This is a genomic window from Pedobacter miscanthi (genome assembly GCF_032678605.1).
Lineage (GTDB): Bacteria > Bacteroidota > Bacteroidia > Sphingobacteriales > Sphingobacteriaceae > Pedobacter > Pedobacter miscanthi_A.
This window is the reverse complement of record NZ_JAVTSU010000001.1, coordinates 96332-121939: the sequence shown is the minus strand read 5'-3', so window position 1 is coordinate 121939 and position 25608 is coordinate 96332. Positions and strand designations below refer to the sequence as shown.

General features: G+C 37.0%; 24 protein-coding genes. 15 read left to right on the top strand and 9 right to left on the bottom strand.

What is annotated here, in order from left to right:
• Positions 1–166 precede the first annotated feature (166 nt).
• Both R2R28_RS00410 and R2R28_RS00405 read left to right on the top strand, forming a co-directional pair.
• The gene (locus R2R28_RS00410) at positions 167–664 is read left to right on the top strand and encodes a transcriptional repressor (RefSeq protein ID WP_316823726.1); all 498 of its coding nucleotides are present in this window, start codon (positions 167–169) and stop codon (positions 662–664) included.
• 32 nt (positions 665–696) lie between these two features.
• Positions 697–1977, top strand: a complete 1281-nt coding sequence (locus R2R28_RS00405) for an adenylosuccinate synthase (RefSeq protein WP_316823725.1) — start codon at positions 697–699, stop codon at positions 1975–1977.
• 182 nt (positions 1978–2159) lie between these two features.
• On the opposite strand, the gene R2R28_RS00400 is transcribed toward R2R28_RS00405, so the two are convergent.
• On the bottom strand, positions 2160–2531 hold the full coding sequence (locus R2R28_RS00400) for a hypothetical protein (protein ID WP_316823724.1): 372 nt from the start codon (positions 2529–2531) through the stop codon (positions 2160–2162).
• 128 nt (positions 2532–2659) lie between these two features.
• Between R2R28_RS00400 and R2R28_RS00395 the strand changes: the two genes are divergently transcribed.
• On the top strand, positions 2660–3916 hold the full coding sequence (locus R2R28_RS00395) for an anthranilate synthase component I family protein (RefSeq protein ID WP_316823723.1): 1257 nt from the start codon (positions 2660–2662) through the stop codon (positions 3914–3916).
• Positions 3917–4112: 196 nt separating this feature from the next.
• On the opposite strand, the gene R2R28_RS00390 is transcribed toward R2R28_RS00395, so the two are convergent.
• From R2R28_RS00390 to R2R28_RS00375, 4 genes are all read right to left on the bottom strand, one after another.
• Positions 4113–4919, bottom strand: a complete 807-nt coding sequence (locus R2R28_RS00390; RefSeq protein ID WP_316823722.1) for a M48 family metallopeptidase — start codon at positions 4917–4919, stop codon at positions 4113–4115.
• A gap of 96 nt (positions 4920–5015) precedes the next feature.
• Positions 5016–5663, bottom strand: a complete 648-nt coding sequence (gene plsY / locus R2R28_RS00385) for a glycerol-3-phosphate 1-O-acyltransferase PlsY (protein ID WP_029279402.1) — start codon at positions 5661–5663, stop codon at positions 5016–5018.
• 49 nt (positions 5664–5712) lie between these two features.
• Positions 5713–6555: a carboxylating nicotinate-nucleotide diphosphorylase gene (gene nadC, locus R2R28_RS00380; RefSeq protein WP_316823721.1), complete on the bottom strand. Its 843-nt coding sequence runs from the start codon at positions 6553–6555 to the stop codon at positions 5713–5715.
• Positions 6556–6608: 53 nt separating this feature from the next.
• Positions 6609–6974, bottom strand: coding sequence for a DUF4783 domain-containing protein (locus tag R2R28_RS00375; RefSeq protein WP_316823720.1), 366 nt, complete (start codon positions 6972–6974; stop codon positions 6609–6611).
• A gap of 206 nt (positions 6975–7180) precedes the next feature.
• On the opposite strand from R2R28_RS00375, the gene gpmI reads away from it, so the two are divergent.
• Positions 7181–8704 carry a 2,3-bisphosphoglycerate-independent phosphoglycerate mutase gene (gpmI, locus tag R2R28_RS00370; protein WP_316823719.1) on the top strand — a complete coding sequence of 508 codons (1524 nt, stop codon included), beginning with the start codon at positions 7181–7183 and terminating at the stop codon, positions 8702–8704.
• A complete protein-coding gene (locus tag R2R28_RS00365; RefSeq protein WP_316823718.1) occupies positions 8704–9234 on the top strand; it encodes a hypothetical protein in 531 nt (176 codons plus the stop codon). Before gpmI ends, R2R28_RS00365 begins: the two co-directional genes overlap by 1 nt.
• 51 nt (positions 9235–9285) lie before the next feature.
• Here R2R28_RS00365 and R2R28_RS00360 read toward each other — a convergent pair whose 3' ends face one another.
• Positions 9286–9906, bottom strand: a complete 621-nt coding sequence (locus R2R28_RS00360) for a tetratricopeptide repeat protein (RefSeq protein ID WP_316823717.1) — start codon at positions 9904–9906, stop codon at positions 9286–9288.
• A 317-nt stretch (positions 9907–10223) separates the two neighbouring features.
• On the opposite strand from R2R28_RS00360, the gene lon reads away from it, so the two are divergent.
• From lon to R2R28_RS00345, 3 genes are all read left to right on the top strand, one after another.
• Positions 10224–12695: an endopeptidase La gene (gene lon, locus R2R28_RS00355; RefSeq protein ID WP_316823716.1), complete on the top strand. Its 2472-nt coding sequence runs from the start codon at positions 10224–10226 to the stop codon at positions 12693–12695.
• Positions 12696–12777: 82 nt separating this feature from the next.
• Positions 12778–13728 carry a lipid A deacylase LpxR family protein gene (locus R2R28_RS00350; RefSeq protein WP_316823715.1) on the top strand — a complete coding sequence of 317 codons (951 nt, stop codon included), beginning with the start codon at positions 12778–12780 and terminating at the stop codon, positions 13726–13728.
• Positions 13729–13809: 81 nt separating this feature from the next.
• A complete protein-coding gene (locus tag R2R28_RS00345; RefSeq protein WP_316823714.1) occupies positions 13810–14325 on the top strand; it encodes a murein L,D-transpeptidase family protein in 516 nt (171 codons plus the stop codon).
• 62 nt (positions 14326–14387) lie between these two features.
• Here the strand turns inward: R2R28_RS00345 and R2R28_RS00340 are convergent, their stop codons facing one another.
• The 3 genes from R2R28_RS00340 to R2R28_RS00330 form a co-directional block, all read right to left on the bottom strand.
• Positions 14388–15419 (bottom strand): MAC/perforin domain-containing protein, encoded by a 1032-nt coding sequence (locus tag R2R28_RS00340; protein ID WP_316823713.1) that lies wholly within the window; start codon positions 15417–15419, stop codon positions 14388–14390.
• Between the two features lie 137 nt (positions 15420–15556).
• Entirely contained in the window at positions 15557–15964 is a 408-nt protein-coding gene (gene arfB / locus R2R28_RS00335; RefSeq protein ID WP_316823712.1) for an alternative ribosome rescue aminoacyl-tRNA hydrolase ArfB, read from the bottom strand.
• A 34-nt stretch (positions 15965–15998) separates the two neighbouring features.
• A complete protein-coding gene (locus R2R28_RS00330; RefSeq protein ID WP_316823711.1) occupies positions 15999–16553 on the bottom strand; it encodes a ferritin in 555 nt (184 codons plus the stop codon).
• A 99-nt stretch (positions 16554–16652) separates the two neighbouring features.
• Here R2R28_RS00330 and cmk point away from each other — a divergent pair, with 99 nt between their 5' ends.
• From cmk to rpsA, 7 genes are all read left to right on the top strand, one after another.
• Positions 16653–17333, top strand: a complete 681-nt coding sequence (cmk, locus tag R2R28_RS00325) for a (d)CMP kinase (RefSeq protein ID WP_316823710.1) — start codon at positions 16653–16655, stop codon at positions 17331–17333.
• 256 nt (positions 17334–17589) lie between these two features.
• Complete coding sequence (locus R2R28_RS00320; RefSeq protein WP_316823709.1) at positions 17590–18420, top strand: DUF1080 domain-containing protein; 831 nt, start codon at positions 17590–17592, stop codon at positions 18418–18420.
• A gap of 60 nt (positions 18421–18480) precedes the next feature.
• Entirely contained in the window at positions 18481–19968 is a 1488-nt protein-coding gene (locus R2R28_RS00315; protein ID WP_316823708.1) for a TPM domain-containing protein, read from the top strand.
• A 14-nt stretch (positions 19969–19982) separates the two neighbouring features.
• The gene (locus R2R28_RS00310) at positions 19983–21056 is read left to right on the top strand and encodes a hypothetical protein (protein ID WP_316823707.1); all 1074 of its coding nucleotides are present in this window, start codon (positions 19983–19985) and stop codon (positions 21054–21056) included.
• Positions 20974–21747 carry a signal peptidase I gene (gene lepB, locus R2R28_RS00305; RefSeq protein WP_316823706.1) on the top strand — a complete coding sequence of 258 codons (774 nt, stop codon included), beginning with the start codon at positions 20974–20976 and terminating at the stop codon, positions 21745–21747. Before R2R28_RS00310 ends, lepB begins: the two co-directional genes overlap by 83 nt.
• 203 nt (positions 21748–21950) lie before the next feature.
• The gene (locus R2R28_RS00300) at positions 21951–22865 is read left to right on the top strand and encodes an SH3 domain-containing protein (protein ID WP_316823705.1); all 915 of its coding nucleotides are present in this window, start codon (positions 21951–21953) and stop codon (positions 22863–22865) included.
• A gap of 541 nt (positions 22866–23406) precedes the next feature.
• Positions 23407–25341, top strand: coding sequence for a 30S ribosomal protein S1 (gene rpsA / locus R2R28_RS00295; RefSeq protein ID WP_316823704.1), 1935 nt, complete (start codon positions 23407–23409; stop codon positions 25339–25341).
• Positions 25342–25608: the final 267 nt, after the last annotated feature.

Genomic DNA, 25608 nt, shown 5'->3' with positions numbered 1-25608 from the left:
GGATTTCGAATGCTAAGTCGCAAGATATTTGCAATTTAAACTTCGGACCTCTGACTCCCAACCTTTGACTTATTACAATCAACAATTACCAAATCAGTGTAATCATTTAATCAGTGTAATCATTTTTCAAAACAATTTACCTACCTTTGAATGGAGTTTAAAAACTATGTCTGAACAAAAAACAAATGAGCTCGTTCGCAAGATTTTTGAGGCTTATTTAGAAAACAAAAATCTACGTAAAACACCAGAGCGTTTCGCTATATTGGAAGAAATATATTCAAGAAACGACCACTTTGATGTAGAAACCCTTTATATCCATATGAAAAACCAAAAGTACCGCGTAAGTCGTGCTACGGTTTATAATACATTGGAATTATTGGTTTCATGCGATTTAGTTACCAAACACCAGTTTGGTAAAAATATGGCGCAATTCGAAAAATCTTATGGTTACCGCCAGCACGATCACGTGATCTGTATTGAATGCGGTAAAGTAGTAGAATTCTGCGATCCCCGTATTCACCAGATCCAAACCATGGTTGGTGATCTTTTAAAATTTGATGTTAAACACCATTCATTAAATCTTTATGGCTTCTGTTCTGATTGCAGTATGGCCAGAAAAGTAAGTGAAAGTGCTGCAACAGCCGAAAAAATTAAAGAAAATTAAATACAAATAAAACCAGCTTAATTTATTAAATAATGACGCAAGTAGATGTACTTCTCGGCCTGCAATGGGGCGATGAAGGAAAGGGAAAAATCGTTGATGTACTAAGTCCAAAATATGATCTTATTGCCCGTTTTCAGGGTGGCCCAAATGCCGGACATACTTTAGAGTTCGATGGCAAAAAATTCGTTTTAAACACCATCCCTTCAGGAATTTTTAACGAAAAAACCATGAACCTGATCGGTAATGGTGTAGTAATCGACCCAATTATCCTAAAAAGAGAGTTAGATAATTTAAAAAAAGCTGGTCATGATCCTGTTGCCGATGGCAAATTGGTAATTGCCCGTAAAGCACACTTAATTTTACCTACCCACCAGTTGCTGGATGCTGCCAATGAAGCACGCATGGGTAAAAATAAAATCGGATCAACTTTAAAAGGTATTGGTCCAACTTATATGGATAAAACCGGCCGTAATGGTTTACGTGTTGGTGATACCACCCTACCTGATTTCAAAGAGCGTTATGCTAAACTGGTAGAAAAACATACCGAAATCCTTTCACATTATGAAGGTTTCGAATATGAACTGGCTGAAAAAGAAGCATCATTTTTCGAGGCAATCGAATTCTTAAAAACCATTCCTCACGTAGATAGCGAACATTATGTTAACGGTTTCTTAAAAGAAGGAAAAGCAGTATTGGCAGAAGGTGCGCAAGGAACTTTATTGGATGTAGATTTCGGTTCATATCCTTTTGTAACTTCAAGTAATACGACAACTGCTGGTGCCTGCACAGGTTTAGGTATTGCACCTAATAAAGTTGGCGCTGTGTACGGCATCTTTAAAGCATATTGTACACGTGTTGGTGGTGGTCCGTTCCCTACCGAATTAGACAATGAAGTTGGCGAAAATTTACGCGCTTTAGGTCACGAGTTTGGCGCAACTACAGGCCGTGCCCGTCGTTGTGGCTGGATTGATCTTCCTGCATTAAAATATGCCATCATGTTAAACGGTGTTACCGAATTAATTATGATGAAAGCTGACGTTTTGGATACTTTCGATACGATTTATGCTTGTACACATTATGAATATAATGGCGAAACGATCGATTATATGCCTTACGATATTATTTCTATCGAACCAAAACCAGTATTGAAAGCAATCGACGGTTGGGCTACCGACGTAACTAAAATTACATCTGTAGATCAAATTCCGGCTAAATTGACCGAATATATCACATTCCTGGAAAAAGAGCTGGAAGTGCCAATTAAATTCCTTTCTGTAGGACCAGACAGGGCACAAACTTTAGAATTGCGTTAAATAATATCATCATCTCGACTGCAGCGCAGCGAAATGGAGAGATCTGTAATAAAAGAAAAGCAATCCATAACGGGTTGCTTTTTTTGTTACCAAACAATCGTCCTCGTTTATAACGAGAATGTAGGAGATTCACATTTGTAATGTGAGTAGATAATGAGTTATGCAATTTTATTTAAATCTGTTCAATCTTCTGCCCAAAGTAAATCAGAGAAAATATATTTAGCATTTTTAGGGATTATAAAATCCTCAGGTATCGAAACAATTACTTCTTTTAAATCTTTGTACTTCATGTCTCCTTTCATAATATAAACGCCTTTAAAAAATGGCAGTGCTTTGTCGGGGCCACATTCAGCAAAAACATATAATGTATCTCCCGTTGATTCTTGCTTACATACGTACAGGTTTGCCTGTTCTTTGTTTAGCCCACACCTTTTTATGCTTGGATAAAACCATATAACATCTACAATTGCACATGAATCTTTTGCATGAGTCTTTTCCATTTTCACTTTTGCCATTTGCAAGTTGTCTAAATCAATTTTTCTTTGTTTGAGCATCGAGCAACTGAAGATTAGTATAGCAACGAGAAGGAGGAATAGAGACTTTATTTTCATGACTTAATTATTTTCCAAGATAAAAATTAATTTCTTACAATTATCATCTCTATTTTTACCTTTGCCGCAGCTTGAAAACCCTACCAAACATATCTAATTTTAAACAAAAAGCATTGCATTGGGCCAACCAGTTCGAAGTTTGCTGTTTTTTAGATTCAAACGATTACAACGATGCCTACTCAGCTTATGATTTTATCATCGCGGCTGATGTGCAGGGTGAATTAAAAGGCACTGCAGGCAATGCCTTTGATCAATTAAAAAGCTTTTACACCGTCCAAAAACAATGGATTTTCGGTTTTTTTAGTTACGATTTAAAAAATGAAACCGAAGACCTCAGTTCCGGTAATTCTGACGGCTTAAATTTTCCTGATTTATATTTTTTTGTTCCAAAATACCTTATAGCTTTTAAAAATGGTAAAGCTGAAGTAATCCTTGGTGATCCTTCGGTTTTAGCAAAGATTGAATCTTCTTCTATCCTAGATAAGAAACGATCAAAAGCGGTACAGGTATCGCAAAGATTATCGAAAGATCAATATGTCCATAAAGTTGAAACTTTAAGAAATCACATCCTAAGAGGCGACATTTATGAAGTTAATTTTTGCCAGGAGTTTTTTGCTGAAAATGCAGAAATAGATCCCATTCAAACTTTCGAACTGTTAAATAAAGTATCTCCTACCCCCTTTGCTGGATATTTCAAAGTATATGGCCAATATATCTTATCCGCCACGCCTGAGCGATTTCTTTGTAAACGTGGCCCGATACTTACTTCTCAACCCATTAAAGGTACCGCTAAAAGGAGTTTAGATCCTGCTGAAGATGAAGCCATAAAACTGCGTCTGAGAAACGACATTAAAGAACAGGCAGAAAACGTCATGATTGTTGATCTCGTGCGCCACGACCTCACTAAATCAGCCGTTAAAGGATCTGTAACTGTTGATGAACTATTCGGCATTTACAGCTTCCCACAGGTACACCAAATGATCTCTACCATTAGCTGTGAACTAAATCCTGAGGTTCACTTTATTGATGCCATTAAAAATGCTTTTCCGATGGGCTCTATGACAGGGGCCCCAAAGGTTAAAGCCATGAAATTGATTGAAACATATGAAGTAACAAAAAGAGGCATTTATTCTGGTTCTTTTGGCTGTATTAGTCCTGATGGAGATTTTGATTTTAATGTGGTTATACGGAGTATTTTATATAACGCCAAATCTAAATATTTATCCTTTCAGGTTGGAGGGGCCATTACTTATCAAAGTGACCCTATTTTAGAGTATGAAGAGTGTTTGTTGAAAGCCAGTGCAATTTTGAAGGTATTGGGTGGGTAATTGGTTCACTCGTTCATTAGCCATTGGTTCATTAGTTATATCGTTTGTTATTCTGAACGCAGTGAAGAATCTTTTTATTTCTTGCTGTATCCTTAAAAACAAAAGCAATCAGTCATCCTGACGCCACCTCAAAAAAAAGCGGAAAATTTTTGCATCATACAAAAATCTTCCGCCTTTCTACCTTTCACCTTCGACCTTATTTCTTATAATACTGTTGCGCTTCTGGCAAATATTTTTGAATCTGAGCAATACGGGTCGCATCACTTGGGTGAGTGCTTAAAAATTCTGCTGGCTTTTGTGCACCTGCAGATGATGCAGACATTCTATTCCAGAAAGCAGTAGCACTTTGTGGATTATATCCGGCCATGGCCATAAAAATTAAACCTAAACGATCTGCTTCTAACTCCTGGTTACGGCTAAATTTTAACATCGCCACTGGTGTACCCACACCATAAAGGGTATTAAAAATAGACTGCGTTTTTGGATTTTTAGATAAAGCAACACCTGCCGCTGTACCAAATCCCTGCGCAACCATTTCCTGCGACATGCGTTCTGCAGAGTGCCCTGCAATGGCATGCGCAATCTCGTGCCCCATTACTGTTGCCAAACCGGCATCATCCTGCGTTACAGGTAAAATCCCCGTGTACACCACAATTTTACCTCCAGGCATACACCATGCATTTTTCTCATTATTCTGCACTACATTAACTTCCCATTGGTAATCGGCAATCAGGTTACCATAGTTATTGCTGTTCATATATGATTTTACAGCCGTAATTAACCTGCTTCCAATCGTTTTTACTTTTAATGCCTGTGCATTTGATGCCGGTAAAACGGTAGCTTTATTTTCAGTTAAAAAACTGCTGTAAGCTTGAAATGCCATGGGTAAAACCTGATCGTTACTCACCAGATCAAATCGACTACGGCCTGTTAAAGGAACTGTAGAACAGGAGTTAAATAATAAAATCCCAGCAACACCCGCTGTTAAAAATAACTTTTTCATAAATGCGATTTTAAATGATTAGTGATACGTATAAGCAAAACCGAAGATTAAACAGTAAGCCTATAAATAAGTTTTAATGAAATGTGTTTTGTTTAATTAATTAGTTTTCTTCCTAAACAAGTACACTTTAGATTCTTTGCCTTTAAGCAATCTTTCGAGATTTTTTTGGTGGGTAACCAAAATTAAAATACAAACCACCATGCCATAAAGCACTTCAGATTTGATGGAAACCTGAAACAAAAAGACCACACTGAGCGGAAAAGTAAAACCTGCACAAATGGAGCTTAATGAAACATATTTAGTTAATAATAACACCACCACAAAAACCAGAACGCAAAGCATAGATGCCTCGAAATTAACTGCCAAAATCATTCCAAAAAGTGTAGCAACACCTTTACCCCCTCTAAAGCCTGCAAAAACGGGGAATAAATGCCCCATTACCGCAGTTACCCCTAAGGCAAGCTGATAGTTAACAAATACAACTGAATTTTGTGGTCCGGTTACCGACATGCCGATTAAATAGGCCAGATTGGTTGCCGTATAACCTTTTGCGATATCGATAATCATTACAGCAATTCCGGCTTTTTTGCCCAATACCCTGAAAGTATTGGTTGCACCAGCGTTACCACTTCCATATTCTCTTACGTCGACTCCATAAAAGGCCTGACCAAGCCATACAGCCGTTGGTATAGATCCAAAAAGGTAAGCAATTAATAGCGCGCTGAGAGAATAAACCGTAACCATAGCCTACAATGATACAAAAAATAAGCTTTCAATTTTATAGCAAATCACTTTAGTATGCTTTTAAACTCATATCCAGGCTTTTCACAGAGTGTGTAAGCGCGCCCATTGAGATAAAATCTACACCACAAGCAGCATATTCTGCAACATTCTCTTCGGTAATCCCTCCGGATGCTTCAGTAATAAACTTACCATCGATGGTTGCAACAGCCGTTCTCAGCTTTTCAAAATTAAAGTTATCAAGCATAATCCGATCAACACCACCAATGGCTAAAACCTGGTTCAGTTCTTCTAAATTCCGAACTTCAATTTCGATCTGAAGGTTTTTATTTTGATCATTAAGGTATTTTTTAGCAGCAGTAATGGCATTCGAAATCCCTCCGGCATAATCTACATGATTATCCTTAATCAGGATCATATCGTACAAACCAATGCGATGGTTTACGCCACCACCAATCCGCACAGCCCATTTCTCTAAATAACGAAGTCCTGGAGTGGTTTTTCGGGTATCTAAAATTTTAGTTTTGGTATTTTTCAACAATGATACAATGCGATGGGTTTTAGTGGCAATACCACTCATGCGCTGCATGCAGTTTAAAACCAAACGCTCGGCAATTAGAATGGAATGGGTACTTCCGGAAACAGTTAAAGCAATATCGCCAACTTTTACTTCCGCACCATCCTTCAATAATACATCAACTTTCAGATCAGCATCAACTTCATTAAAAATTTCGATCGCCAGTTCAATCCCTGCTAAAATACCATTTTCTTTAATAATCAGCTTTGCTTTTCCCTGCGTTCCGGATGGAATGGTAGAAAGTGAGGTATGATCGCCGTCACCAACATCTTCGGTAAGGGCATTTTTTATGAATTGATGTATAAGTTGAGTATCCAAAACGTAGGTTTTATGTCGCAAAAATAAGAATTATTTGTTAGCAGACAATTTACTTAGTCTTTTGCAGGCTCAATTCTCAATTCAGTGATCGAAAAACTGGTGTTAAATTTTTTCATCGTGATGGAAACCCTGAAAGTTTCTTTAGCAGTGTTTAGAATAATTACACCGAAACGATAATTAGGATTGGTATTAATTTTATGAAAAATACTTGTTTTTACCGGAGGGTGTTTCACAAAAAAATCTCTCAAAATTTGTTCACCCTGTGCTTTTGAGTAGACATCTTCTTCATCAACCATGATCAGTTCTATGGTAGAAGCAAAACTTTTAGCTATTTCTTTAGCGTTGCCAGCCTTAAAATACGAGGATAAATCATCAATAATATCAGCCTGGAAGGCCGTAGCACTATATAATGATGACAAACTAATAATGAATAAAAATAAGCTCCGGATCATTTCTGTATTTTATACAGAACCCTATAGCTAAAATTATGCCATTAGCGTATCAAAAAAAGGATTTCTTAATTTGTATAAGCTTCAATAAACTTATATTTGCCATATAAACAAAACACTAAAACATGTTATATCTGAAAATGTTTTAACATGAATCAATAAATTTTACAATAAAGATGGTAAACGATAAAAAACTCGCACTGATAATCCTTGATGGTTGGGGCTACGGAAAACAAGACAATTCTGATGCTGCTTATGCTGCCAACACTCCTTTTTTCGATTCGTTATTACAAAAATACCCAAATTCTAAACTTGAAGCATCTGGTGAAGCCGTAGGTTTACCTGCCGGACAGATGGGAAATTCAGAAGTTGGACACATGAATTTAGGCGCCGGCCGTGTAGTTTACCAGGAACTTGGAAGAATCAATAAATCAATTACTGACCGTGAGCTGCATAGCAACCCGATTTTAGTAAGTGCGTTTGATTATGCTAAACAAAATAACAAAGCGGTACACTTTATAGGCCTGGTATCTAACGGCGGTGTACATGCCCACATTGAACATTTAAAAGCACTATGCGATGCTGCTAATGAAGCAAACGTATCCAATACTTATGTACATGCTTTTTTAGATGGCCGTGATACCGATCCAAATTCTGGCCTGGGCTTTATTACCGATCTTGAAAATCACATCCAAAACACCAATGCTAAACTGGCAACTATGATTGGCCGTTATTATGCAATGGACCGAGATAACCGTTGGGAGCGTGTAAAACAAGCTTACGATGTAATGGTAAATGGAGTTGGCGAGAAAACTCAGGATGCTTTGGCTGCCATTAAAAAATCGTATGCTGATGGTGTAACGGATGAATTCTTAAAGCCAGTTGTTTTAACACAGGATGATGGCGCTCCTATTGCAACCATTCAGCATGATGATGTGGTAATCTGTTTCAATTTCCGTACGGATAGAGGCCGCGAAATTACCACTGCCCTAACCCAGAAAGATTTCCCGGAGCAGCAGATGCACAAACTGCCATTGTACTATGTTACCATGACGAGTTATGATGACAGCTTTGAAAAGGTTAATGTAATCTTCAGGAAAGATGATTTAGTACAAACCATTGGCGAAGTATTGGCCAATAACAACAAAAACCAGATCCGCATTGCCGAAACTGAAAAATACCCGCACGTAACTTTCTTTTTCTCTGGCGGACGGGAAAGTGAATTTAAAAACGAAAAACGTCTTTTAATCCCTTCGCCAAAGGTGGCTACTTACGATCTTCAGCCAGAAATGAGCGCTGCTGGTATTACTGATGCCATTACCAAAGAAATGGAAACAGGATGGGCTGATTTTATCTGTTTAAACTTTGCAAATCCGGATATGGTTGGCCATACAGGTGTTTTTGAAGCCGTAATTAAAGCTGTAGAAACAGCAGATAAATGTGCAGAAACGGTTGTAAATACAGGTTTAGCAAACGGTTATTCATTTATTCTTTTGGCCGATCATGGCAATTCGGAGTTTATGGTTAACGGAGATGGATCTGCCAATACCGCACACACCACCAACCTCGTTCCATGTATTCTGATCGATAATGATTATAAAACCATTGCTGATGGAAAATTAGGCGACATTGCCCCTACTGTTTTAAGGATTTTAGGTGTTGATATTCCAGCGGAAATGACCGGAAACGTTTTAGTATAATGACTAAAAAACTTTATATACTCGTATTTGCTTTAGTTTTATTTTCCTGTAACCAGCGAAAAGAAGCTGAAGCAAATACTGATTTATTGTATTTCGACATCAAAGGCTATTTCGGAAAAGAAATTTCGCGTTTACAACAATTAAATCCTGAAGTGGATAAAACCGTTAGTATAAATGGTGCTTCTGAAAACAAAAAAGAAAAAATAACCGACTGGACAAAAGAGCTAGCCATTTTCGTTAATGCCGATATCAATAAAACTTCATGGAAAGGAAGTTTTAAAACGGTTAAACAGAATGGAACTGATGTATATACTTCTGACAGTAAAAAAATCCCGATCAAGAAAATTTCTGTAACGCAGGATGGGCAAAAAGTGGACAGAGTAGAGATCATCATCGACAATAAAAATATCCTCTACCAATCTCAGGATACTTTAACTTATTATCCCGATAGTTTATATTCCATCAAAAAGCAGCAGAAAATAAGGCTTTTAAAAGAAAAAAAATATTCCATTACCGGAAAGTTGAAATAAAAAAGGGGGATTCGAATATTTTTCGAATCCCTTTTCCTTTTTGACTGATGATTATTTTAAGCTTGCAATCTGCGCTTTATCGTAAGTAACCCAGTCAATAATATCTTTTCTTAACGGTTGCAGCGTCAATACCTTTTGAAAATCGGCAATTGAATTATTAAACAACGCTACACAAGCTGCTTTTTCTTCTTTTTTCTTTGCTTTAAAGGATTTAAAAATGGCATAATCCTTATAAGCTAAAGCACGGTTCTGAAACATCTGGGCATCTTCATCTCCATTAATCTCAATTGCTTTTGTAAAATCTTTGAGAGATGCCATATAAAAGTTTTCGCGCATCGTATTTAGTGATTCTTTTGGATCGTTTGCAATTTTCAATCTCGCAATTCCACGGTAATAATAAGCCGAAACCTCTGTTGGTTTAACGGTTAGTAAACGGCTGTAAGTGGCAATACATTTTTCATATTCGCGGTTCTGAAAATATGAATATCCAAGCATTTGTAAAACATTTGCATTATCAGGAGTTTTAGTATCGGCTTTTTCCAGTTGTGCTGCAGCAGTTTTATAGTCCCCTTTCATCATAGCCTGCATGCTTCTTTCATAGTTGCTCTGGGCAAAACTAGTGGTTGATGAAAAAATAATGAGTCCTAAAATCGCCTTTTTAAAATAGTTCATGGATGAGTAATAAGTTTAACAAATCAAACGCCTAATAAAATTATAGGAGAATTTTTTTTGCAATATAATCCTATTCTGATAATTTAAAAGTTTTTAATTTTCTTTCATTTAAAAGCAAACGTTCTAAACATTAGCTTAAACGTTAAAATATGCTTTATATGATATTGACGGAAATATTTATGTTACTCTGCCTTTTTAACATAAGATTAATGCTATTTTCACTTTGGCACAAGAGTTGAATTTATTAACTTAATACAAAAATTAAACAAAGTGAATACGATTAAACTGCCAGTTTGTCGTTAGCGGAAAATGTGATAATGAGTAAACAAGATATATTTGATTTCCAATCAGCAATGCCAATCATCAACGAAGATACCGAGTTTTTTCCCTTAATGTCTCAACAGGACGAAGAGGAAATGAACAATGAGGAAACCCCTGAAACGTTGGCCATATTGCCATTGCGAAACACCGTTTTATTCCCGGGTGTAGTGATTCCCATTACAGTTGGAAGAGATAAATCAATTAAATTAATTAAAGAAGCCTACAAGGGAAATAAAATCATCGGGGTAGTATCTCAAAAAGATGTTTCGATAGAAGACCCTACTTTTGAGCAACTTAACACCGTTGGTACCGTTGCAAACATCATTAAGCTGTTGCAGATGCCTGATGGAAACACGACGGTAATTATCCAGGGTAAGCAACGTTTTAGCCTGATTGAAGAGGTACAGAACGAACCTTATATTAAAGCTGTTGTTAAAAAATTTGAAGAGCAGAAACATAAGGCCGATAAAGAGTTTAAAACACTGATCGCTTCGATCCGTGAAATGTCTGCCCAGATTATCCAGCTTTCTCCAAACATCCCGAGTGAGGCCAGTATTGCGCTTAAAAACATCGAGAGCAATTCATTTTTGATCAATTTCATTTCTTCAAATATGAATGCCGAAATGGCCGATAAGCAAAAAATCCTCGAAATGGATAAATTGCAGGAAAGGGCACAAAAGGTAATGGAGCTTTTAATGATTGAGCTGCAGATGCTGGAACTGAGAAACCAGATCCAATCTAAAGTACGTACCGATCTTGATAAACAACAACGTGATTATTTTTTAAACCAGCAGTTAAAAACCATTCAGGAAGAACTGGGAGGCAATTCTGCCGATTTGGAGTTTGATGCTTTACAGGAAAAAGCCAAAAAGAAAAAATGGGCCCAACCCGTTGCCGATCATTTTGACAAGGAACTGGATAAATTGGGCCGGATGAATCCTGCTGCTCCGGATTATTCTGTACAGTTAAATTACCTCGAACTGCTGTTAGATTTGCCATGGAGCGAGTTTACGAAAGACAATTTCGACCTAAAAAGAGCACAGCGCATCTTGGATAAAGATCATTTCGGGTTAGAAAAAGTAAAACAGCGTATTATCGAATACCTGGCTGTACTTAAATTAAAACGCAACATGAAAGCGCCAATTTTATGTTTAGTTGGCCCTCCTGGAGTAGGTAAAACTTCACTTGGTAAATCAATTGCAAAAGCATTAGGCCGTAAATATGTACGTATGGCGCTGGGTGGTATCCGCGATGAAGCAGAAATCCGTGGTCACCGTAAAACCTATATTGGTGCAATGCCGGGCCGTATCATTTCATCCATTAAAAAAGCCGGTGCAGATAACCCTGTGTTTGTTTTAGATGAGATTGATAAAGTAGGTACCGATCACCGCGGCGATCCCTCATCAGCTTTGCTGGAGGTTTTAGATCCTGAACAAAATAATGCTTTCTACGATCATTATGTAGAAGTGGATTACGATCTTTCTAACATTCTTTTTATTGCTACGGCAAACTCTTTAAGCACCATACAACCTGCCTTGTTAGATCGTATGGAGATTATTGAGGTAAACGGTTATACCATTGAAGAGAAAATAGAAATTGCTAAAAAATACCTGTTGCCAAAACAGAAAGAAAATCATGGTTTGCAAACGAAGGATATTAGCCTTAAACCAACCTTGATTGAAAAAGTGATTGAAGATTATACCAGAGAATCTGGCGTTCGTGGTTTAGAGAAAAAAATAGGTTCATTGGTGCGTGGTGTAGCCACAAAGATTGCGATGGAAGAAACCTATGAAGCAAATTTAACCAACGATGATGTAGAACGCATTTTGGGTGCCCCTATTTACGATAAGGATTTGTACGAAGGCAATGAAGTAGCAGGTGTTGTAACCGGCTTAGCCTGGACAAGCGTTGGCGGCGACATTTTATTTATCGAATCGAGTTTAAGTCCTGGTAAAGGTAAATTAACCTTAACCGGTAACCTGGGTGATGTAATGAAAGAATCGGCAGTGATTGCTTTGGCTTATTTACGTGCCCATGCTGCTGAATTCGGCATCGACTATACCCTGTTTGATAATTGGGATGTACACGTTCACGTTCCGGCGGGCGCTACGCCAAAAGATGGCCCTTCGGCAGGTGTTACCATGCTTACCGCGTTAACATCAGCATTTACACAACGTAAGGTAAAACAACATTTAGCCATGACAGGCGAAATAACTTTACGCGGAAAAGTGCTTCCGGTTGGCGGAATTAAAGAAAAAATATTGGCGGCAAAAAGGGCAAATATTAAAGAAATTATCCTTTGCAAAAGCAACCGTAAAGATATTTTAGAGATTAAAGAAAGTTACATTAAAGACTTAACCTTCCACTATGTAACCGAAATGAGCGAAGTAATTGATTTAGCCTTAACCAAAAACAAGGTTAAAAAACCGATAGATTTGAGCGTTAAAATTGCGCCGATTGTAAACTAATTGGTAAATCTTTTGGATTAACAATCAAAAATCCAATTACAATAAATACTTTTATAGTCCCGATAATCATCGGGACTTTTTTATGAAATCAATTTTAGCTACAATAATTTTTTGCCTGCTTGTTTCGACGGGATTTGCTCAATCATTTAAAAATGAATTTGGTTTTAAAACCGAAAACGATGCATATCTGGCTACTTTAAACGATCGTTATTATACCAATGGACTATTTATCTATTTCAGAAGGGCACTCAATACAGAAAAACTTTCTGATAAAATAGAGAAAAAGACTTTTGAAATTTCTGCCGGACAAAAAATGTACACGCCGTATTGGGGTCAGGTACCGAATAAAGAAGATCAGGACAGGCCTTTTGCGGGTTATCTTTATGCGGGTGGTGCTTACTCCGTTTTCTACAAAAATGAAAGTGTTTTAAAAACAAGTGTAGAAGTGGGTACAGTTGGCCCCAACTCACTTGCCCAGGATGCGCAACGTTTTCTACACAAAACGGTAGGATTTTACACGCCTGCAGGATGGGATTATCAGATTAAAAACGAAGTGGCTGTAAATTTTGCCGCAAATTATAGCAAACTGCTTTTCAGACCGGAAGACCCGATTGTTGATATCAGTGCACAGGGTTATGCCAATTTAGGCACCACTTTTTCTGGTTTAGGTGCATCGGTATTATTCAGGGCCGGTAAATTAAACCAATTGTTTAATAGTGCATACCATAATGCGGTAATTGGGAATTCGAAAACTAAAAGCCTGAACAATTCGGAGTTTTTCTTTTACGTAAAACCACAGCTTAATTTTGTGGCTTACGATGCTACCATCCAGGGAAGTTTATTTAATGATAATAGCCCGGTAACATTTGGCGTAAAACCAATTGTTTTTGAGCAGCAATTTGGCGTAAATTATAGCTCGAGGCGATTTACAGCCGATTTTAATGTGATTTTTAAAACAAAAGAAGTAAAAAGTGTAGCCAAAGCACAAAATTACGGCGGTTTGAGTTTGTATTATAGATTTGGGAAGGGATAAGATTGTTCGATTGCTAATATTGTTGGATTGTTGGCTGCAAATTGCCAGCTGGAAACTGAATAGATCGATAAATTATCAAACATGAAAAAAATCATCTTTTTTATCATTTTGTTCTTCATTACGGGTGCGGTTATTTACAATTGGTACCCTGAGAAGAAATTGCCTGCCAATGCGGAAATCGATTATATCGTTGTAAAAAAATCAGACCGAAAATTATTGGCTTATTCAAAACAGAAACTGCTTAAAACCTACCAGATATCTTTAGGAGATAGTCCGATTGGACATAAAAAATATGAAGGTGACGAAAAAACGCCTGAGGGAATATATACCGTCAATACCAAAAACCCCAACAGTGGTTATCACAAAAATCTTGGAGTATCTTACCCAAACGCAAAAGATATTACGAAGGCTAAATTACTTGGTAAAAGGCCGGGTGGCGATATTAAAATACATGGAATCAGAAACCATATAGGTTTTATCGGTAAATTTCAAAGATTTTTTGATTGGACAAACGGATGTATGGCTTTAACCAATACAGAAGTAGATGAATTATACGCTGCCGTAAAAATCGGGACCAAAATAGATATAAGGCCATAGATTTTTATTCTTTCAGCTACTAACAATAAAGGGGCGATTTTGATCGCCCCTTTATTGTGTAACTAATTATTCAATTTAACCGTTTTGGCGGCAAAATATTGTTCGATATAAGCTTTAACCTCAGCTTTTTTAGTGGCATCGTCGATAAAATTATATAATGGAATGAGGCCATCATCCGAAGCGCCTATAAAAGTTGCCTTATCTTCTGTGGTAGTTGCAATCCAATTGTTAATATTCAAAATCACCCTGTTGTTAATGGTTTCGGGTTTTAATTTACTCATATCTCCTCCGGTTGAGCTATAATAGAGCTGAGCAGAAGTATTATCATTTAAATCACGCAGGTTAGGTTCGTCTAAATAACCCGTAGGCAAACCAAATGTTCTGTTCAGGGTATAACGTAATCCTTCCAAAATAATACCTGCTCTTCTTCCATTATCGGGCGCTTCTGCCTGGTAAACCACATCGAATTTCGAACCCATTTTAATATTGGTTAAAACATGCGTTCCATATTTATGAACAAGATCCTGAGCACTTAATAATGTAATATCTCTCTTAAAATCTGCTGTTAAAAAATTATTTACTGTCTGTTCGTAATAAAACTTATATACTTTCCAGATCATGTAGTACGAATAATATCCGTAGACATACTTTTTATCGATAACATTAGTGCCAGGAAATTTATCAATGGTATTCCCAAAAAGCTTCAAACCTTTGGTTGCATCATATGAATTGGAAAATTTTACTGATAAATCAATGGCATTTTCGGCCTGAGCAGTCGACCACGAAGATTTTGTAGCTCTCATTAAGACAACGTTATATTTATCGTTGGCATCATAAGCAGGAATATCGACTACATTTGCCCTTACGGAAGCCTGATCATCGAACTTATCTGTAACATCATATCCATTGCCTAAAAAATTATACTTTACGGATGGTTTGTATAAGGATAAAGATTCTTGCGTTGCACCCTTAACTGTAAATGCAATATCAGGTGATAATTTTTCTTCGGGAACAGGTGTTGGAATATCTTCTTGATTTTTCTTGCAGGCAGCAAGTGTGGCCATAAGGGCCAGGGCTAAAATTGTTCTTTTCATTTGGTTAATTTATTTGTGTGTATCCAGCGACGTCAATTTTTATACCGTTTACCTTCACAAATTTTAAAAAGGAATAAGCCTTATTAAAAAAAGCATCAGAACAACTAAAAAAATAGTAATACAAAATTATTAACTTCTTAGAAATCAATTATTTTCCTGTTTTTTTTCTTTTCAGCAGTGGATGCTTTATTTTTTAATCTTTTTTCAATAACGCTCTTAGGAATTTTAGTCGGTTTTCGTTTTTTCTGTACAACAAGTGATCTTTTTAATAAATCAATCAGTTTTGCTATGGTTTTCTCCTTGTTTAACAGCTGGCTCCTATCTTCTTGCGAAACAATATGCAATAATCCTTCAGTATCCAAACGATTTTCAAGCCTGCTTTTAAGCAATTCTTTTTCATCCCCGCTAAAAGAAAGATTGGTCTCGAGGTTGAAAATAAGTTCTACCTTACTCGAAACTTTATTTACATTCTGTCCACCTTTGCCCCCACTTCTGGAGGTTTTGAAAGTAACAGACCGTAAAATTTCTTCTCTTGTGGGTAACATACCGCAAAAGTAAGAATTTGAAAATAATAAAAGCTTATTCTCCTTCTTTGGTTTCGCTCACTTTACTACGTAAGCCCACAATATCTTTATCTAACTGGTAAATACCGCCTCTATCGTTGCCCACCAACTGCAATTTTTCTAACATGGTTTTAGCCATTTTTTCTTCTTCTAACTGCTCGTCTAAATACCACTGCAAAAATTTAAAAGTGAGGTAATCTTTTTCATTCAGCGAAAGTTCTACCAGTTCGTTAATGCTTTTTGACACCAGTAATTCATTATCCAGAAAATCCTGAAACACTTCAATTACCTGTCCGAACGAGTTTTTGGGCATATCCAAAGCCGTTACAATGGCATGTCCGTCGCGGTCGTTAATATAATGGATCAACTTAAGCATGTGGTGGCGTTCTTCGTCGCTCTGGCGGTAAAAAAACTCCGTATAACCTTCTAAACCGGGTTGGGTTTCTAACCATGAGGCAATGCCTAAATATACTTGTGATGATTCGGCCTCCAACTTAACCTGGTTATTCAGGGCCGTCAGCATTTTTTCAGATAACAACATAATCGTATTTAATTTTATATCTAAACACATTCAGCAAATCAATGTTTTAGCATGATCTTGTTTAGAATCTATCTTTATACACTTAAAAAAGTTCAGCATTCTGTTTCTATTTTTTACCTTTGCACCACGATGAAGAAAAACCTGGTAATAGCAATAGATGGCTATTCATCTTGCGGAAAAAGTACATTAGCAAAAGCACTGGCTAAAAAATTAGGTTTCATTTATGTAGATAGCGGCGCAATGTACCGTGCTGTTACCTTATATTTTTTACGGAATAATATTGATGTTGCTGACGATGCTAAAGTTGTTGATGCTTTACAGCACATTGAACTGAATTTCCATTCGCGCGATTACGAATCGCACATCACCCTTAATGGCGAAGAGGTTTCTGATGAAATCCGTTTAATGCCCGTTTCTGAAAACGTAAGTGAGGTTTCGGCACATAAAATTGTGCGCCATGAAATGGTAAAACAGCAGCAACGTATGGGTAAATCTAAAAACATCGTAATGGATGGCCGCGATATCGGTACTACGGTTTTCCCTGATGCACCTGTAAAATTCTTCATGACTGCTGACCCCAAAATCAGGGCTGAACGCAGGTTTAAAGAGCTTGAAAGCAAAGGCAACAATACCACCACATTAGAAGAGGTGTTCGAAAACCTGGCACACCGCGATTATGCCGATACTACGCGTAAAGAAAGTCCGCTGGTGAGGGCCGATGATGCCGTAATTTTAGATAATACAGAACTTACACAGGAAGAGCAATTGGCTTTTGCACTGGAAAGAGTGGAGCCTTTTTTGGTTCATTAGTTCAGTGGTTCACTAGCCATTAGTTCGGCAATGGTTTAATCATTGATGGTTAAAGGCTATATTCATCATTATTAGGCACAAAGCAATTTTACACGAAAGTTTGGTAATTGTTTACACGGATTAACTTGCTCCAGGTCTTGAGCCACCAGACGATCAACGATGAACTATCCGACTATTGACTATAGACTCCCGACTTCCCTCCGTTTCCTGAGATAGAAAAAATTTCATATTTTTAGCGCCTAACCCAAATGTCTCTATGAAATTAAAATCAATTTACCTTACCGTATTATTTCTATCCTTCTTTATTCTGAATGCCAGTGCTCAAAAAGGCTGGATCAACCTGTTTAATGGAAAAGATTTAAAAGACTGGAACATCAAAATTGCCAAACACGATTATAAAGAAAATTTCGCCAATACTTTCCGTGTAGAAAATGGAATAATGAAAGTAAGTTATGATGGCTACAAAGAATTTGATCAGCAATACGGACATATTTTTTACAAAAAACCTTTTTCGGCTTATCTTTTAAAAGTAACCTACCGTTTTGTGGGCGATCAGGCAAAAGGAGGCGAAGGCTGGGCTACCCGAAACAGTGGGGCCATGTTACATTGCCAGGATCCGGCAACGATGTTAAAAAACCAGGATTTCCCGATTTCTATCGAAGGCCAAATTTTAGGTGGCGATGGAGAACACGAACGCCATACCAGTAATGTATGTACTCCGGGCACCTTGATTAATTATAATGGAAAATTATTTACGCCACACTGCTTGGATTCTAAATCGAAAACCTATGCTGGCGACCAATGGGTAACGGCAGAGTTTTTAGTATTAGGCGATTCGGTTATAAAACATATTATTGCTGGCGAAGTAGTGTTAGAATACACTAAGCCTCAAATTGGTGGTGGCAGTGTTTCTAACTTTGACCCTAAAGTTAAAATAGACGGCAAGCCATTAACATCGGGTTATATTTCTTTACAAAGCGAGAGCCACCCGATAGAATTTAAAACCGTACAGCTTTACGATTTAGAGGCATATATGAAAGATAAAGCAAAACTAGACAAAGTATTGGCTAAAATATTAAAAGAGTAAACCATATGACTACTCAATTGTTAAATGATGATGTAAAAACCTTACACCTAAATTTATACGATGCTCAACATCCCATTATTTAAACGCGCTACTTTATTATTCTTCCTTTTTGTTGCCAATATTACTTTTGCACAAAAAGCTTATCAGGTAAAAGATATCCCTGATCCTAAAAAAAATGGCGGTGGTTACGTAAGTGATCCCGATACTATTTTAGGAATTGATGCTGTTTCTCATCTAAACAGTACGATTGCAGATTTCGAAAGCAAAACTAATGTGCAGGTAGCAGTGGTGGTGGTTAATGATTTCGACCACGATAAGGAGGATTTTGATTTTGCATATGAACTGTTTAATACCTGGGGCATTGGTTCAAAAACCAGCAATAATGGTTTGTTATTGTTTATTTCGAAAGAACGCCGCAAATACAGGTTTATAACAGGTACTGGTGCCGAAGGGGTTTTGCCCGATGTGAAACTAAAACATATTGCCGAGCAGAACCTTATCCCTGCTTTCAGGCAAAATGATTTTGCTACAGGTATTGTAAATACCATAAATGCCATTGGCGAGGTAATTTTAAAGCCCGAAAATAAATCAGAACTTAATCAGTTTTTTACCCAACATGATAGTAGCAGCCCTTTAGAAAATTTCTGGATACCTACCGGGGTAATTATACTTGCTTTTTATGGGGTATTTAAAATTGTGAACCGGCAGGCTAAAAACACTGTCGACGCAAAAGACGCTTATAGTTATGAAAAGATTGGCAAAGGTTGTGCAGTAGTGATGATGATCACCTTTGTTTTCTGTTTTATTTTTGCGTTTTTTGGAGGTTTTAAAATGCTGGAAAAAATAGAGCAGAAAAATGTTCCGTATATTTTATATGCTATATTGGCCATTGCCCTTTTCGTCAGGTATATTTTTTATATCTCTACACTAAGAAAAATACACAACGACGATAAAAACTTCTTTAATTCTGTAAGTGCTTTTCATAAAAAGAATTTTTGGATCATTATTTTTTCTCCACTGGTTTTAATCACCATTATAACCTATTTATTTAAAAGGGTTAAAAATATTAACCGCTTTAAACCTGTTTTGGATAGCAAAGGACAAGAAATGGTACGTATTGATAGGGATATCAATATTGAGGGTGAGCCATTTTTAACACGTGGACAACGTAAAGAGGAAATAGTTAAAGCTTACGATTATGATATATGGGAAAGTACAAACCATAAAGAACATTTAATTAAAGCATGGCCTGCCGAAGCCTACAATGGTTATACCGAATGCCCTGCCTGTTATTTCAGAACGTATAAACTAAATAAACGTGTTACTACAAGAGAGGCAACTTACAGTCACGAAGGGCAGGCAAAACTGATTAATGAATGCAGTTTTTGCAAAAAAACGGAATTTATCAAATGGATTACATTAGCCATGCTGGTCGAATCCAGTTCATCGTCCTCTTCCTCGAGCAGCGACAGCAGTTCTTCATCTTCATCGGGGAGTAGCTGGGGTGGCGGAAGCAGTAGTGGTGGCGGTACAGGTGGAAGCTGGTAGTTTATTTAAATTACATGACAAGGAAAAACATTTTGATTGCTGTAGCCATATTCATTGTTCTGCTTATCATCTATATGGCTAAGTTTACAGCTATAAATATAGCTTTATCAAGGCTATCGTTCCCGGATCGGCTTAAACATTATCCGTACTTAAACCAGGGTGCACAATCAGAAAATTTTGAAGTTGATTACCTTTTTTATGACCCGGCAAATATAGATTACGATACTGAGAAAGGTGGCTTTATCATTACCACAGCACATGTAAACCAGGCTTTTGAGGTATATCATAAATTCGATGCAAAGGGAAATTTAATAGATTCACTGGTTAACGATAGCAGTGCTATCCACACGTTTCATAACGAAGGCGTTGTTTTTGGTGAAGACTATTTTATCGATTGGTGCACATCAGGCAATAAAAACAAACAGCCTTTTGTTGATTTCCTGAACCGCGATTTTAAAATGGACGAAAAGCTATGGGAACAAACCTTTGAAACCAATTACAAAAATGCAGCTGCAGTAACTTATAAACCATCAGCAGATTGGCATTCTTTAACTTTTTATTTTAAAATAGAAAAAGGCTGGCTGGCCATGAATACACTCCAAAATGATGCGCGAATTTACCAGGATATGGGTTCAGAAAATGAACTTGACTTTAAAGGGTATCCGGTTAAAGGAAACAGATTTATTGCTTTAAAAAGCAGTATTAGTGGAAAATACCCACTGTTGAGTTATAAAAACCGTAATGAAATAGAAAACCAGCCTTATAACTGGACAGATACTAAGAATCCCATTATTTTAAAATATTTTAAAAAAGAAAACCTGCAGGGCCGGGCACCATATTCCGGATTGCCGCAAACCTGGGGAGGAGATGCCTACCTGACACTGAAGCATAAAAATGAGGTGATCCGTTTTAAAGAAATTGCACTCAAAGATGTTGGTTTATCTACCGAACCCGAAATAAACCTGGATTTATACGAAGTGCCTGAGAAATTTAAAAACAGATCGGATGTGGCTTTTATTATCCTCTCTTATGGCACAAATATTGGCGACCGCGGTGGAAACGGGATTTATATCATTAAGAGAAAATAATTATATCTTCATTTTTTATTTAATGTTCTCTAATATGAAAAAGGTAATCTTTATCTGTTTGGGTTTCTTCACCCTACTGGTATGTTTTTGGATTGGCATCAGGGTTTTTGGAATTTTTAACACCTATAAAAATGTCTCATCTGCAAATGAACCAAATCTTAATACTGATCAAATCGTCATGGCATCAAACTTAAAAGACGCAAAAAAAGGCGAGCTCATTGTTGTAAAAACAAACGGGGAACGTTGCATTTATAGACTTTGTGCTTTAGTTGGAGATAAAATTGAGATAAAGAAGGGAGAAGTTTATTTAAACGATAAATTGATGTCTCAAAATTATGACACCCAGCACAGCTACAATTTCAGTAGCAAAATGTATAATGAACTGATCAGTTCGGGCAAAATAAAGGCTGATAATAATATCTATACCATTGGAGACGAAATACACCTGGAGATTATTGATGCGGTAGCTAAAAAAGCTGGTATTTATCAATATAGAGATGTACAACTATCAACATTTCAGGATGAGGAAATTGAGAAACAATGGCAAAAGAAATGGAACGTAGATAATTTTGGTCCTGTGATGGTCCCAAAAGACAGTTTCTTTGTATTTGGAGATAACAGAAACAATGCAAGAGATTCTAGATACATCGGTTTTATTAAGAGAAGCGATTTGCTTGGGGTAATTTTATAAGCTTGGCAACTAATCACCTTTTTTCAATCTTATCCTTACCTATTAAAAGTATTTTATAATTTTGAAACTCTTAGCACGGTGTTTGCTTGTAGCGTGTTTGCAATAAACATTAAACTGCTTTGCAGAATCTTATACTTATGACTAGAATTTTCTTCTTCCTAATCGCTCTTTTAATTTTCGCTAACAGTTTAAATGCGCAAGATATGTACCGCGTTACGGCCGATAAATTGCGTGTTAGGGCAACTAAGGATTCGAAAAGTAAGGTAATCGGATCGATTTCTAAGAATGAAAATCTGACGGTTTTAGATGCGACTGATGCTAAATTTTACAAAGTAAAATTAAAAAACGGCGAAGGTTGGGCCAGTAAAGATTTCTTAGAAAAAATTGCTCCGGCTAAACCATCAACTCCACAGGCTAATACGGCACAGCCAGCAGCCACTTCCCAGCCTGCTACCAGCAATGATATGTACCGCACCACCACAGAAGATTTACGGGTGAGGGAAAAAGCTGACCCAAAGAGTAAAATTATTGGTCATTTGCCCAAAGATGAAAATGTGGCGGTTATCGATTCATCCAATACAAGTTTCTACAAAATAAAGGTTACCAATGGCGAAGGATGGGTAAGCAAAGAATTTTTGGTCAGGATTTCGCCTGTAAATAAACCTGCTTCAGATAAAGCAACAGTTGCTGCATCGGTACCTTTACAAACCAAGAGTTACACCAATATTATCTTTTTTGCCGTAGTTGCCTTAATATTGATTACCATATTATATTTTTCGATCAAATATGCGAGTGGAAATAAATTCCTGATCGGTTTTTCGGTTATCGTAATCCTGGTGATCGGTTATTTCTGCTTCATTACTTTTATACAGGAAAAAATAGTTTCGGGCACGTTTGCAAGTACCGAGGATATACAGTACAAAACTTTTAATTTTAAATCGAAAGATTCGGTAACGGTTACTGATGGTTATAAAGATTCGATTTTTACCTCTAAATATGTAATTGATGGTGATATGATTAAATTGTATGACCAGCAAAATACCATAATGCTATTGATTAGGGATGACCACACATTAATTGGTGAAGGTTTTACGAGAGGTACGTTTATGAAAAAATAATTCTGCATGATATCAAACGTTCATACAGAACGAAAAAAAAATCTATCCATGATTCTTCCCGATGGGACGAGCAATATTTAAAATTTGCTACAATTGATTATAATCCCGTCCCAGTGGAACGAATGACGGGTATCCAATAATTTATTACTGGCGTTTGGTTATGATTTTGCACAAACCCCTGTTTTTAAACCCGATAGAGCGGAATAGCCCGCATCCCGATTCTTCATCGGGAGAGGACTATAAGCGATAACGGGACTGCTGTTTCAGAAGCAATACTGCACGCTCATTTTCAAATCATTAGTTATATTAAACGACTTAATTATAAAAGATGACCTCTGGTTTTTTAAAAAACCGAGGGGTAAATTAAAATAACCACTCCGTCTTTCAGGCACCCTCCAAAGGAATCGGAGCAGGCTCTCCAAGGGAGGGGAATTATAAAGCGCTAAAAATCAGCAAGATTTATTAAAAAAATCTTTTCTATTAATTAAAATATTTTTACCTTTGCAGTCCCTAAATAGGGAAAAAAGGAGATAATTAATTAATGGCTAAAAAACAAGTAGCAGAAAAAGAATTAGCAGCAAAAACAGCTGAACTTCAGGGAGAAGGCGGACGCCTGACTGAAAAAGAAACGATTGAATCAGAAGCAGATTCAGTTTCGATCGAATCTATCAAATCATCATTAGCAACACCAACCGAAGATTTCGACTGGGATGCAGATGAAAAAGTTTTCGGTAATTACAATGATGCAGACCGTAAAAAGTTTGAAGACATGTATGCCGGAACATTCAATCAGATCACTAAAGGTGAGATCATCAGCGGTATCGTTGTTTCAATTAACAACAAAGATGTAGTATTAAACGTAGGTTTCAAATCAGACGGTTTAGTTTCTACTTCAGAATTCCGTGATACACCGGATCTAAAAATCGGCGATTCAGTTGACGTTTTCGTTGAAGCACCAGAAGATGCTAACGGTCAATTGATCCTTTCTCGCAAAAGAGCAAAAACCCAAAGATCATGGGAAGCGATTAACGAGGCTCTTGAAAATGATAGAATCATCAACGGTTTCGTTAAGAGCCGTACTAAAGGTGGTTTAATTGTTGATATCATGGGCGTTGAAGCTTTCTTACCAGGATCTCAAATTGATATTAAACCTATCCGCGATTACGATGTATACGTGGGTAAAACAATGGAATTTAAAGTTGTTAAAATTAACCATGAGTTTAAAAACGTAGTAGTTTCTCATAAAGTGTTAATCGAAGACGATTTAGAAAGCCAAAAAGTAGAGATCGTTTCTAAATTAGAAAAAGGTCAGGTATTGGAAGGTACTGTTAAAAACATTACTGATTTCGGTGTGTTCATCGATTTAGGTGGTGTTGATGGTTTACTTCACATTACAGATATTTCTTGGGGCCGCATAGAGCATCCGAAAGAAGTATTATCATTAGATGAAAAAATCAACGTGGTTGTTTTAGATTTCGATGATGAGAAAAAACGTATCGCTTTAGGTTTAAAACAATTAACTCCACACCCTTGGGAGAACTTAAGTACCGACATCCAGGTTGGTTCTAAAGTAAAAGGAAAAATCGTAACTGTTGCAGATTACGGTGCTTTCTTAGAAATTATCCCAGGTGTTGAAGGTTTAATCCACGTTTCTGAAATGAGCTGGTCGCAAAACTTAAGAAATCCACAAGAATTCTTAAAAGTTGGTGATGAGATCGAAGCTGAAGTTTTAACTTTAGACAGAGACGAGCGCAAAATGAGCTTAGGTATTAAACAATTATCTAACGATCCATGGCAAGAAGTTGCTGCTAAATTCCCAGTTGGAAGCAAGCACAAAGCAACTGTTAAAAACATGACTAACTTCGGTGTTTTTGTTGAAATCGAAGAAGGTATCGATGGTTTAATCCACATCTCTGATTTATCTTGGTCTAAAAAAGTAAACCACCCTAACGAATTCACTAAAGTTGGTGATGTATTAGACGTTGTTGTTTTAGAACTTGATGTTGATAACCGTAAATTAAGCTTAGGTCACAAACAATTGGAAGAAAACCCTTGGGATACTTTCGAAACGATCTTCACTTTAGATTCGGTTCACCAGGGTACAGTTGTTAAAGTAACTGATAAAGGTGCTGTTATTGCTTTACCATATGGTGTAGAAGGTTTCGTACCAACTAAACACATGGTTAAAGAAGATGGTACTTCAGTTAAAGCTGAAGAAACCAATGACTTCAAAATCATTGAATTCAACAAAGAAGCAAAACGTATCGTAGTATCTCACGCCCGTATCTGGGAAGAGGTTAAAGCTGAAGTTCTTGCAGAAGAACGTGCTACTAAGAAAAAAGAAGCTAAAGCATCTATCACAGCAGTGAAAAAAGTTAAAGATTCTGTAGAGAAATCTACTTTAGGAGACTTAGACGTATTGGCTCAATTGAAATCGCAATTAGAAGGCGAAGAAAGCAAAGCTAAAAAAGGCTAGTTCTTTTTAACTGATCATATTAATCCCGATAGCGAAAGTTATCGGGATTTTTTTTTGACCTATTTTTTGCCACGGAAACACGGATTTCTTTGATAGATCGTCATTGCGAGAAGGCTTTTTCAGCCGACAGCCTGCCCCGATTTTCGGGGAAGCAATCTCATTGATGCGATTAAAAATAAGAAAGGAGTTCATATTTCCTTAAATGCCTTATATGATCAATCATCGTTAGAAAACTAGAGCAACCGCTTATTGGTAACTCCTGCCCCG